The following is a 12,569-nucleotide window of genomic DNA, read 5'->3' as shown; positions in this document are numbered from 1 at the left end:
CCTGGTGAGGCCGGAGCACGCCGGGACGAACCCGGCGCCCGGACTCAGATCATGGTTTCGATGCCGTGGAAGTTTTCGTAGAAGTCGAAGCTGAACAGCTCGCCCTGACCGGGGTCGAACGCCTGCCCCAGCCAGCTGGCGATCTGTGCAGCCTGCCCGGCACTGCCCTGCCAGCGCATCGAGGTAAACAGGACGGGCTCCAGCGGGACCGGGGCAAGGGTAAAGGACAGCAGGCGATGCCCGCGCCGCACGGTCAGCGTCACCGGCGCGGTTTGCGCCGCCACCCATTTCAGGGCGTCGCCGCTGAAGGCATAGCCGTCAATGGCAGTGATTTCATCGCCGGCGGCAATGCCGCTCTGCCCGGCCGGGCTGGTATCGGCCACGTTGTAGATTGTGGGCCCGAGGTCATTGAGGAACACCAGCCCCAGATAGTTGCCGGGCGTGGCCTCCAGCCTGAAGCCCAGATTTTCCAGGAAACGCGGCACCGCAAGCCCGCCCGGGTGGGCCGCCCCCGCCTCCATCTGCGCCCCCAGACCGGGCAACCGGCTCTCGAAGAAGGCAATCACGTCCCCGGTGGTGTAGCCCGGATAGCCGGGGCCACCGTCGACATACTCCCGATAGAAGGCGGAAAACGCCTCGTCGAGGGAGCTGCCGGCCCGCAGGCGCAGCGCGACATCGGCCTCGAAGGCAATCAGCATGCCCTTATCGTAGTAATCAATGGAATTGTTGACCCGACCCGCATACTTGCTGTGGTTCAGATAGGTGGCCAGCGAGGAATCCACCCCGCTGACCCGCTGATAGGCCGGCTGCACGGTGAGATGGTTGTAATAGCCCATCACGGCGCTGAAGAACTGTCCGGGCGTATAGGCGCCGGCGCGGGTGCTGAGCAGATACTCGTAATAGCGGGTAAAGCCCTCGGCCACCCACAGCCCCTCGGTGAAGCAGCCGCAGGAAAGCTGGTGCTGCAGATCCTTGAGCGGCGCGGGACGCAGGCGGCGCACGTTCCAGGCATGGAACATCTCGTGGGCGCAGACCCGCACGCCATGCGCCGTCTGGTCCGGCAGAATGAAGACACTGGGTCCCAGTCCGCACATGGTACTGGTCAGATGCTCCAGCCCCCATTCCGCGTCGGGGTTGAGGCTCATGATGAAGGTGTAATCGCTGAAGGGGAAAGAGCCGAAAATGGCGAAACACTGCCGGGCCACCTCGGCCAGCTGGCTGGCGAAGGCTTCCGCCTTCTGCGGAAAACCGATGCCGCGATCGACAAACAGGCTGTAGATGGGTGTGCCGTGCACCGTCTTCTCGATCAGGTCGAACTTGCCGAGGGCGACCGGGGTATCGAGCAGGATTTCGTAGTCGGGATATTCCCAGGTGTTGTCCGCCAGCGCCCTGGCCCCGGACGGATGGTGGATGCGGGTCCAGCCATCCGGCAGCAGATAGCGGACCTGGCAAGGCCCCGAATGCAGGGGGGTGAACAGATAGCGGGTGCCCAGCAGGATGGCGTACTCGTCGTCGAGGATGCCGCAGGGCTCGCCAAAATCAGTGCAATAGGCGCTGGCCGTGTAAGTGATGGTGGCGGCGCCGCCGGCGCCCCGCACCACGAAGCCCTGCCAGCCATTGCGTTCGACGGCAAGGGCCGCGCCGGTTTGCGGATTGACGGCACGCAGGTCGAAGAGATCGCGGGCGTAGGTGTCAAAGCTGTAATCGCCGGGCACCCAGGTGGGGATATTGAGCGGGATATCGCCCCGGGCGCACGGCCCGCTCAGGGAGAGCTCCACTGCCATCTCGTGCCGGCCGGGGTTCAGGCTGACGGTGTATTTCACGCTATTTTCAGTCATCGGAAAGTCGTCCTGTTGCTTGGAGCACGCAAAAGAAACTGCCAGGCCACGGAGAAATGCGGAGATGGCCCGGCGGCAGGATTGCTACTTCAGCTTCCAGCGCGTGTTGGAAGGCAGGTCACGGCCCACATTGCGGACCGCCACCAGCGTGAAGGTGGAGGGGGATGGCGGCCTGGCCCCGCCGTGCTCGAATTGCGGACACCCATCGCCCGGAGTACCGCCGGTGCACGGTCCGTGCGGCAGCGCCGGCGGCGGCGTGCTGGTGCGCAGCGTGGCCAGTACGTCCTGAAGCTGCTGGTTGCTCACCACTTCGTAACCCACGCCGCCAAACCCCCTGGCCAGGCTCGGCCAGTCCCACAGCGAGGTTTGCTGCACCTGGGCAAGGTCGACGAACTTCACCGTGGGCGGGGTGGCGTAGGCCTGAACATTGACCAGGAACTGCTCGATGGCGAACACCCCGTTGGCCATCACGAACACCACGCAATCCTGCCCCAGCTCGGCCAGCTGGCCGAGGGCGTTGGCGCTTTCGGCAAATGCCCCGTCACCGCACACGGCAATCACCCGGCGCTTGATGCCCCTGGTCTCCAGCGCCAGCTTGACGCCGCTCACGGCCCCCGGCGCATAGCCGATGGCCCCCCAGGCGAGCTGGGCGATATAGCCGCTCTCCGGAACTTTCACGTTGTTCAGCGAATAGAAAGTCAGCCCGGTATCGGCCAGCAGAATGGGCGCCTGGTCTTCCGGCAGCGCCGTCAGGAACTGGTGGTGAAGCAGGGACTTGAAGCTGTCCCAGGTAATCTGGTCACCGGCCGGATAGGTATTGGGGGCGGGAATCTCCCACGGGCTGCCCTGCAGGCGGGGGAAGGTGGCCACGCCATTGAGCTGGCCATCCGGCTGCAGCCCCTTTACCGCCGCCGTCAGTGCCTCCATGAACGGGCCGAGCTGGATATCGCCCCAGTAGAGCTCGCCTTCGGTCTCCGGGCTGGCGAAACTGTTGATCATCACGGCGCCCAGACGGGCCTCGATCTGGCCAATCAGCGGCAGCGGCAGACCGGCCGCCGAATTGGGACTGTAATCGGCCGAGGCCACCCCCGAGAAGTTGAAGTCGGTCTCGCGCACGCCAAGCATGAAAATCATGTCCGCCGAGCGCACCAGGTCCTGCACGTTCTGCTGTGAGTTGCGGCCGTTGTAGACGCCCGAGAACTGCACGTCTTCACGGTATTCGCTGAGGATGCTCTTGCCCAGCAGGTCCGACAGATAGGGGGCTTTCAGGGCTTTCAGCAGCTCGACAAACTGCGCCTGCAGCCCGCCGCGCGCGATTTCCACGCCGCCGATCACCACCAGCTTCTTCGCATTCTGGAGCGAGGCCAGCACCATGTTCACCGCACTGAGCAGCGAGACGGCGTTTTGCGGCAGCGGCGAGGGACGCAACGGCGGGCGGCCGTCCACGGCCACGCAGGGATAGGCCTGGAGCCCCACCGCCATCTCGATATAGACCGGACGACTTTCGGTAATGCAGGTGGTGAGCGCGGCATCGATCAGATCGGGCGCCGTGGCCGGGTTGTCGAGGCTCACCGCCATGGCCGTCACTTCCCGCAGGACGCGCAGATCGGTGTGCGCACCATCGAACATGTGATGCCACAGCACCCCCTGGTCGCGCTGCGAATTGAACTGGGCCTGGGACGGGGTGCCGTTGATCATTACCAGCGGCACGTTCTCGACATAGGCACCGGCCATGGCCTGCACGGCGTTCAGCGAGCCCACGCCGTAGGTGAAGGCCACACAGCCCACCGTCTGTCCGCTCAGTGCGCGGCCATAGCCATCGGCGGCATAGGTGGCGAGCATTTCGTTGTTCGGGTGCACCCGCACCAGACCCTCATTGATGCCGGGGTCATCGAGGGTCTCCACCCAGGGGGCGATATAGTCGCCGGGAATGGCCTGCACATATTTGCAGCCGATTTCCACCAGCCGCTTGTTGAGATAGCTGGCGATGGTTTCCGTGCTGCCGGTGGCGGCAGCCAGGAGGGAGCGCAGCGGTTGGCCAGCCTGGGACACGGGGTCGAATTCCCGCTTCTGGCTGGCGCCGGACATCAGAAAGCTTTTGAGCATGGTTCAGTCTTTTATGAAATGGGACGGGATGCCGCCTGACGGCGGCCTCCCGGAACGAGGCCAGCAGCCAGGCCGATTCAGATCTGGATGCAGCTCATGGCCGCCGAATTCAGTTCGGCGGACTGGGCAGACGGCGCCGACACGGTGAGATAGAAGTAGCCCACGCTGTTCGGCACGGTGGCGGCCTGTGGATTGGCCTCCTTGTAGGCGTTGACGCGCGCCTTCTGCCGGGACTGGATGTTCGACTGCACCGAGGCCGGGCCGGAACCCCAGACCGCCGCATGGAAGTTGTGCACCGCCTGTGCCTGGGCCGATCCTGCCGGATAGCCGTACGTCGCCTGGAGCGAGGCTTCGCTGCCATCGCCCGCCACCAGATCGTCCACCTCCGAGGTGCCGTTCATGACGAAGGCAATCTGGTTCTGGATCGGCCAGGCCACATGGCCGTCCGTGACCGCCTTCGGGTCGGGCAGCGCAGCCAGCAGTTGCTCGTCACTGACGCCCGGCGCGACGGGCGGCGGAGCAGTCATGGCAAAAGCAGCGTTGGGCAGGAAACCCAGGCCCGGCAGCATGCTGTTATTGATTGCCGTGTGCTGTATCGACCCGATGAAGAACAGGTTTGTCGCGAGCTGTTTCAGATATGCCCTGGTGGGCTGCCAGGTAAACCGGGCCGTGCCGCCAGGCTGATTGAAAGCCGCGGAGACCTTGCTCATCCAGGCATTGAGCGGCTGATCCTGGACCACGGCCGCGTCGCTGGCATAGCTGGCATCCACCACCTCGCTCACGAAGTTCTCGATGGCATCCCACCAGACCTGGCCATCGTCGCGGTAAGGGAAGGAAACCGGCAGGGTCGCCTGATCGATGCCACGCAGCTTGAGCTGGTTGGGGAACGAGGCATCATCGAGGCTGTAGGAGCTGAACAGGCTGCTGATGATGTCGTAGAGCCCGATGCGGCCGGTGGGCAGGAACTGGTCACAGAACTGGCCCGACTGATAGAGGCCGGAGCCATCGGCGCAGTAGACCAGATTATTGATGTTGAAGACTTTTTTCAGATGCGGCTGAAGCAGCTTCAGGATCGGATGTGTTGCCGGAAGCTGGCCCTGCTCCAGCAGATTGAGGGCCGCGGTACCGAACTGCATCACCACGGTGTGGGTGTTGTAGAGGTGGGTGCCACTGAACCACCACTGGGCATCGGCATTGCCCACCCACAGCTTGGCCAGCAGCCAGCTGTTGGCATCGTCACCGGGGGTAAAGATATAGGCGCCCGGCGTCAGCTGGATGGCCACGGGCAGCAGTTTGCCGCCGTCGACCACAAAATAGACCAGCGGCGAGGTCAGCCACTGACCCGAACGTACCAGTTGCTGGCGTACCGCGTTGCCCAGAGCAATCTGGTAGTCACAGACAAACAGCGTATTCGCATTGACCGCCGCCTGGAGTTGCCGGGTCAGCGCCTGCGCGTCCTTGCTGCCCTTGGCGCCCTGCACCCACTGGGCGATGGTCGCAGCGGTACCCACATAACGGGCAATGACATTGGGGTTGGCACCGCCCAGACGCTGGCGGGCGAACTCGGCGTCATCGGCGATCCAGTTCTGGGTCAGGCGGTCCACATACCCCTGGCTGAAGGTAGCCTCATCCCAGATCCCCTTGGTGTAGCGCTGCCGGATCTGTTCGGCGGCCGTCCCGGTATAGCTCTGCCCGGGCACCCTGGCCTCGATACTGGCCTGCTCGGCGACCACCTGCCCGCCCCGCTTCTGGCTGGCAGCCAGATCGGCACTGGTCCACTGCCAGTCGGCAGGGATGGTATCGAGGCGGTTGAACCACGGCGGCAGCACACCGCCATAGACACCGCTGGTCGGATACTCGGCCGGACCGTAGCTGAGATCGGCCTTGAGGTACTCGAAGGTGTAGTCGGTCAGGCTGCCCGCCGCGGTCAGGCGTTCTTCACCCTGGATCCTTGGCAGGCTTACACCGGTGGCAAGCCCGTTCATGTACTGCTGGATGGCAGAGATTTTTTCGGTCATGGGTGTGTCACTCCTTGTTATGTCAGGATCATCGTCTTCACTGCAAATATGAAGAAAGCATAGAAATGATCTTGAAAATAGCAACAAGGAATTGCTTCACCCCCCGTCGTGCGGGACTCCCGCACCCGGCAGCAGGCATGAAAATGCCCCGCGATCAGGGATCGCGGGGCATCGGGTCAGACTATCAGCAGCAATGCAGCACAGACACGTGGCCGCCTGTGCCGTTCACATGCAACACGGCGGCGGCGGTCTCCGTTCCTCTCAGCCGCAGCTGCCGATATGGCCGCAGGCGGTGCAGAACTCGCAGCCGTCCTTCTTGATCACTGCGTGGTTGCCGCATTCCGGGCACTTGCGCCCGGCGGTCGGCGTGGTGTGGGTGGACAGCGACTCGAACAGCTCGCCCTGCTCCGGCACCATCACGCCCATTTCCTCCAGCGGATAGCCGTCCTCGTTCAGCACGCCGAGCATGGCAAAGCGGTGGATCATCAGCCGCGCAATATAGGCGACGGTCGACGGCCAGCTCTGCGACTTCTCGCTGCCCGGCAGGCGGGCGAAGAAGTCGCCCTGCGGTTCGGCATAGGTCAGCAGCTTGCGCAGCTTCATGCCGATCCAGGCCGGATCGATCACGCGCATGTCCAGGCTCAGCAGCTTGCACAGGCCGTCGAGCTCGCGCGGGTAACTGCCGGCCAGCCAGACCGAGAACGGGCGGCGCTGACCGTTCGGCAGCACCAGTTCCTTCAGGAACAGCACGAAGTCGTCATCAGTGGCCGGGTTGACCACATCGACCGACCAGCTCATGGTGCCGTCAACGCCGGACTTCGGTTCCTTCTTGGCGAACAGCGCGTCCATCACCGGCGTGGCTTCGCCGGCAACGGCCGTCAGCGCGCCCAGCTCGACGACGCGATGGCGCACCACCTGCGCCAGCACCGAGCTGGCGCTGGTTGCGTGAATGGTGTCGCTGCCGAGTTCCAGCGCGTAATGCTTGTCGTCAAAGGTCTTGGCCAGCGCGTCGAGCTTGGTGGTCAGCCAGGCGCGATCGAGCGAGCGCATGTCCATCGACAGGGTCTTGGCAACCGCGCCAAGGCCGCGCGGCTGTTCCGCGCCATTGACCCACACCTCGAACGGCTGGGTGTGGCCGTTTTCGATATGGCCGACAAACACGGCAAAGTCGCCGCTCGGGTGCTCGACCATATAGGTCCAGCCCGGATTGCCGCCCTTGAGCTTCGGCCGGTTCGGCCACTTCAGCGAGGCCAGCGCCGGTTGCGGCGCCGCGTTCAGCGCGATGCGGCGATCGGGATCATCCGGCGACTGGACGATGTCGGCCGGCGACGCATTGGTCGGCTCGATCGACAGCACCGAACCCAGCACGCTGTTCGGCCGGTAGGTGGTGATGCCCTTCAGGCCGGCACGCCAGGCTTCCAGGTACAGGCTTTCAAAGTCGGCGAACGGATAGTCGGCCGGCACGTTGACGGTCTTGGAGATCGCGGTATCGATATACGGCGCGATCGACGCCACCATGCGCATGTGATCGAGTGCGCTCATCGACAGCGCCGACTCGAAGTACTCCGGCAGGTTGTCGATATCGCCGCCGAGTTCGCGATAGACGCGATAGGCGTGATCCTCGACCCGGTATTCCTGCTGCGAACCGTCGGCCATGCGCTTCTTGCGGGTATAGAACCAGCTGAACGGCGGCTCGATGCCATTGCTGGCGTTGTCGGCAAAGGCGAGCGAGATGGTACCGGTCGGTGCGATCGACAACAGGTGCGAGTTGCGGATGCCGTGCTTCTTGATCCGGGCCTTGAGCTCCTTCGGCAGGCGGCTGGCGCAATGCGGTTCGGCCAGGTACTTGTCGGCCTCGAACAGCGGGAAGGCACCCTTCTCGATGGCGAGGTCGACCGATGCGGCGTAGGCGGCGTTGCGCATGCATTCCGAGACCCGGGCGGCAAAGGCGCGGCCGGCATCCGAACTGTACTTCATGGTCAGCATGATCAGCGCATCGCCCATGCCGGTGTAGCCCAGGCCAATGCGGCGCTTGTTCTGCGCTTCGCGCTTCTGTTCCGGCAGCGGCCAGACCGTCAGGTCGAGCACGTTGTCGAGCATGCGCACCGACTGTGCGACCACCTGCTCGAACAGACCGAAATCAAAGGTGGCCTTGCCCGAGAACGGCTCGCGCACGAAGCGGGTCAGGTTGATCGAGCCGAGGTCGCAGCAACCATAGTCCGGCAGCGGCTGCTCACCGCACGGGTTGGTCGACTCGATGACTTCGCAGTAGCTGAGGTTGTTGTCGCGGTTGATCTTGGACATGAACAGCACGCCCGGCTCGGCGTGGTCATAGGTCGACATCATGATCTGCTGCCACAGGTCGCGGGCCCGGACCGCACGATAGACCCAGCGGCCATCCTCGCGCAGATAGGCATCGGCGAACTCGCGGCGGTCGGGCTCTTCCTTGTGCACCAGCTCCCACTGGCCGTCGGCTTCCACCGCTTCCATGAACGCATCGGACACGCCGACCGAGATATTGAAATTGCGCAGGTCGCCCTGGTCCTTGGCGTGGATGAACGCCTCGATATCCGGGTGGTCGCAGTCGAGCACGCCCATCTGCGCGCCTCGACGGGCACCGGCCGACTCGACCGTCTCGCAGCTGCGGTCGAACACGCGCATGTACGACACCGGGCCGGACGCGCGGCTGTTGGTGCCCTTGACCCGGGCGCCCTTCGGCCGGATGCGGCTGAAGTTGTAGCCGACGCCGCCGCCACGGCGCATGGTTTCCGCCGCCTGCAGCAGGGCTTCGTAGATGCCGACCTTGCCGTCGCGCAACTCGCTGACCGAGTCGCCGACCGGCTGCACGAAGCAGTTGATCAGCGTGGCGGCCAGGTCGGTCCCGGCAGCAGAGTTGATGCGCCCGCCGGGGATGAAACCCTGCTCCAGTGCCCAGAAGAAGCGGTCGGCATGCTCGGCCGGGTTCTTCTCGATGCCGGCCAGCGCGCCGGCCACGCGGCGGCGCACATCAGCGACGTTCTGTTCGTCGCCCTTGGCATATTTTTCCAGCAGGACTTCGCGGGAGATGTCTTGCTCGGGCAGGAGTGCGAGTTTCTCGTGGATCACGATCGGGTTCCCATCTGTAGCGCGCGGGGCCCGGGCTGCAAGCCCGGCCCGCCATGAAAAACCGCCGTGCTCCCCGGACGGGGACGGCGGTGCAACGTGTTCGGTCATTTGCGTTGAATTCTACTAGATGTCGCTATGCATTCAAGCCTTGACACTAGATGTAGATTCTGGGGTCGGACATTGGCAGCAGCGAAAGCCCCGCCCCGCAAGGCTTTGTGTGCCCGGTTTTTTTTTCCGGCCCCCGGCAGGCGGCAGACGGACGGTCAGAATGAACGCCGGCGGACGGAAAGCGCCCGCCGCTGAAAACGCGCTGAAAACGCGTGGAAAACCTGGACAGCGCCGGCCTTTTTGCCGTTCCCGGCCCTGCGGTCGCCCCGGCCTGCTGTTGCCAAAACACGACAGCCGGCCGGTCCGGGCACCGGCCTGCATCAGGCGGCTTGCACGTTTTATCCATGAAAAACGGACCGCTTACCGGGATAAGTGGTCCGTGTCGTCCGCTTCGCTCCGGCAGTGCTTACAAGCGCGTCACCAGCGTATAGATCGCACCGGCCGACACCACCAGCGTCACCATGGCGATCACGGTCGGGATGAATTCCAGCTTGCCGACTTCACGCTCGAAGCGCTGGTCACCGGTCAGCATCGGCCGGACCAGGTTGCGCTTCCTGGCCAGCGCATAGAACGCGATTGCGCTCAGGTGCAGCCCGACGGCGCCCAGCAGCACGTTGAACAGCAGTTTGTGCCAGCCGGTGATGCTCTCGGCCAGATCGCTGTCGATCAGATGGGCCAGCGGGCCGTCATACGAATAGCTGTCGACGTCGGCGGCAAAGAAACCCAGGGTGATCTGGGTCGCCAGCAGCGCCAGCATCAGCAGCACCATCAGCGCGCCCAGCGGGTTGTGGCCCGGCACCTGCTCTTCGGGCAGCGTGCCGCGCAGATAGCCGATGATGGCGCGCGGACCGCGGATGAAGAATGTGAAGCGCGAGGTCTGGCTGCCCAGCAGGCCCCAGATCAGCCGGAACAGCACCAGGGTGGCGATGCCGTAGCCGGCCCAGATGTGGTACTGCAGCCATTCGCCGCCCTGTGTACCGGTAAACCACATGGCACAGAACAGCACGACCAGCGACCAGTGGAACAGACGGGTTGGCACATCCCAGATTCTGACCAGGACCGACATAAGCTCTCCTCGGTTCGATTAAAACGATAGATGACACATTTTATTCCAGATGCTTTAACGCCAGATGATTCCGTTTTTTCATTTTCCCGGCGAACGGTCATGATTACGTCATCAATCATGCCGTGCGGGCGGGGTATTTACAGTTCAAAACACTTGTTTACAGGTTTGTCGCCGGCCAGCATTGGGAATCGTCGTGATTGCTGGTAAATATAACGCCATTGCCATTAGGAAATACCAAGGAGAACCCTGTCATGAAACGCACCCTGATTCCGATTACCTTGCTGCTTGCTGCCATTCTGAGTACCGGCTGCGCCGACATGAACAAGCGTCAGCGCAATACGGCGGCAGGGGCAGCGATCGGTGGCGTGGCCGGCGCGGTGCTGACTGGCGGCAGCACGGTCGGCACGCTGGGCGGTGCCGCCATCGGCGGCGTGATCGGCCACGAGACCACCCGGCGATAGTTCGCGCCAGCAGGCGCACCGCCCCCCACGATGCCGGCGCAAGCCGGCATCGTGCATTCAGGCCGGCACGCGGCGCTCGACGAACAGGCTGCGTCCGGGGGTCTTCTTGGCGATATGCTTGGCATCGGCGGCGGCAGCCGACAGCTCGTGGTGGCTCGCATACTGGCCCGGTTCGACCTTGACCGCACCGATCGACATGCAGGTCAGCGGGAAGAACGCCGCATCGCCGGTCCGGCCCGGCAGCACATAGCCCCCGGCCTCGCGATGGCCCGGCCTGAAAAAGGCCCGGGCACCGTCGTCGAACGCGACCAGCACCCGTTCCAGCCGGGGCTGCCAGTCGACACTGCGCATCAGCATGATGAAATCGTCGCCGCCGATATGGCCGACAAAATCGCAGCGGCCATCAGCGGCCTCCACCAGCGTGCTGCCGGCCAGCTGGATCAGTTCGTCACCCTTGTGATAGCCGTACAGGTCGTTGAACGGCTTGAAGTGGTCGAGATCGCAATAGGCAATGACGAAGCGGGCATTGTCGGCCAGCAACTGGTCGATGGTTTCGTTGATCGGCACATTGCCGGGCAGGCCGGTCAGCGGGTTCGCATAGCGTGCGGCCGAGATCTGCATTTCGGTCATGCGCCGCATCAGGTCGAAGCCGGTGCCCATGCCCAGATAGCGGCCTTCGTCGGTGATGATGAAACCGTCGACCAGGTAGCGCCGGTCGGCGGCGACCACGCGCGCCGACAGGGCCTCAAGGCTCATGCGACGATCGACCACCAGCGGGTCGGCGTCCATCATCTGCATGCAGGATTTCTTGCTGTACAGCTCGCGGCTGAATGGCCTGGCAAAGGTCTCCAGCACATGGTGGCGACGCAGCAGGCCAACCGGCTGGCCGCCATCGACCACCGGAATGGCAAAGCAGTCGCTGTCGGCGTTGAACAGCTGATAGGCCTGCTCGTTCAGTGCGGCGGGTGGCAGGGTCGGGACTTCGATCAGCAGTTCCCCGGCCGTGGCCCGCGCGGGCGAAGCGGTCATCGGAGCATAGGTGGTCATACGGTCTCTGGTCTCCCGTTCGATGGCGCCGAGCGGAACGGCTTCGGGCCGGCCAAACAGATAGCCCTGGCCCAGCCCGATACCGTAGCGGTACAGCGGTTCCAGCTCGTCGAAGGTTTCGATGCCCTCGGCAATGACGCGCGCGCCGGTTGCTGCGGCAATGTCGGCCACCGCGGCGGCAAAGCGCTGCCGGACCGGGTCCTGATGAATGCCGCGGACAAAGAATTTGTCCAGTTTGACGAAATCGGGCTGCAATTCAGCCCACAGGCGCAGGCTGGAAAAGCCCTCGCCGAGGTCATCGAGGGCAAGCCCGAAGCCCATGTCGCGATAGCGACGCAACTGGCTGCGCAAATGATCATAGTGACCGGACGGGCGCGATTCGGTCAACTCTATGACAATATCTTCCGGCCGCATGCCGCGGGCCGCCAGCGCGCGCAGGCAGGCTTCCGGCCTGCCGCGTCCTGCGAGGATGCTGTCCGGACAGACATTGACGAACCATTTTCCGGTCCGGCCGCAGGCCGCCACGCCGGCCAGCATGACATCGAGGCAGAGCCGGTCGAGTTCAAGCAGGCGCCCGCCGGTTTCCGCCGCGGCGAACAGGTCGGTCGGCTGGGCCAGCACGCTGGTCGCCGGCCCCCGGATCAGTCCTTCATGCGCAAAGATCCGCCCGTCAGCCAGCTCGACGATCGGTTGATACACGGCCGTCAGGCGCCGGTGCTGCAGAATGGCCCCCAATTCCGCCGACAGCGCATCCCCCGCCAGCCAGTCCGGCAACCGGTCCGCAGGAGAAGACACCAGGGAAGCCTTTGACATCGTCACC

At 64.2% G+C, this 12,569-nt stretch carries 7 protein-coding genes; 1 reads left to right on the top strand and 6 read right to left on the bottom strand.

Annotated features, from left to right (window positions below; all coding sequences use genetic code 11):
- Positions 1-44: 44 nt before the first annotated feature.
- The 5 genes from Q352_RS21405 to Q352_RS0115105 all read right to left on the bottom strand — a co-directional run bounded on the left by Q352_RS21405 (position 45) and on the right by Q352_RS0115105 (position 10,241).
- A complete protein-coding gene (locus Q352_RS21405; RefSeq protein ID WP_051529004.1) occupies positions 45-1,823 on the bottom strand; it encodes a M61 family metallopeptidase in 1,779 nt (592 codons plus the stop codon).
- Between the two features lie 99 nt (positions 1,824-1,922).
- On the bottom strand, positions 1,923-3,944 hold the full coding sequence (locus tag Q352_RS0115120; RefSeq protein ID WP_028500065.1) for a thiamine pyrophosphate-binding protein: 2,022 nt from the start codon (positions 3,942-3,944) through the stop codon (positions 1,923-1,925).
- Between the two features lie 77 nt (positions 3,945-4,021).
- A complete protein-coding gene (locus Q352_RS0115115) occupies positions 4,022-5,962 on the bottom strand; it encodes a lipoxygenase family protein (RefSeq protein ID WP_028500064.1) in 1,941 nt (646 codons plus the stop codon).
- A gap of 261 nt (positions 5,963-6,223) precedes the next feature.
- Positions 6,224-9,067, bottom strand: a complete 2,844-nt coding sequence (locus Q352_RS0115110) for an adenosylcobalamin-dependent ribonucleoside-diphosphate reductase (RefSeq protein ID WP_028500063.1) — start codon at positions 9,065-9,067, stop codon at positions 6,224-6,226.
- A 514-nt stretch (positions 9,068-9,581) separates the two neighbouring features.
- Positions 9,582-10,241 carry a cytochrome b/b6 domain-containing protein gene (locus Q352_RS0115105; protein WP_028500062.1) on the bottom strand — a complete coding sequence of 220 codons (660 nt, stop codon included), beginning with the start codon at positions 10,239-10,241 and terminating at the stop codon, positions 9,582-9,584.
- Between the two features lie 251 nt (positions 10,242-10,492).
- Here Q352_RS0115105 and Q352_RS0115100 point away from each other — a divergent pair, with 251 nt between their 5' ends.
- Positions 10,493-10,702 carry a YMGG-like glycine zipper-containing protein gene (locus tag Q352_RS0115100; protein ID WP_028500061.1) on the top strand — a complete coding sequence of 70 codons (210 nt, stop codon included), beginning with the start codon at positions 10,493-10,495 and terminating at the stop codon, positions 10,700-10,702.
- Positions 10,703-10,759: 57 nt separating this feature from the next.
- Here the strand turns inward: Q352_RS0115100 and Q352_RS0115095 are convergent, their stop codons facing one another.
- Positions 10,760-12,562 carry a GGDEF domain-containing protein gene (locus tag Q352_RS0115095; RefSeq protein WP_084300262.1) on the bottom strand — a complete coding sequence of 601 codons (1,803 nt, stop codon included), beginning with the start codon at positions 12,560-12,562 and terminating at the stop codon, positions 10,760-10,762.
- Positions 12,563-12,569: the final 7 nt, after the last annotated feature.

Origin of the sequence: Microvirgula aerodenitrificans DSM 15089, from assembly GCF_000620105.1 — a bacterium.
Taxonomy (GTDB): domain Bacteria; phylum Pseudomonadota; class Gammaproteobacteria; order Burkholderiales; family Aquaspirillaceae; genus Microvirgula; species Microvirgula aerodenitrificans.
This window is presented reverse-complemented; position numbering and strand designations above follow the sequence as displayed.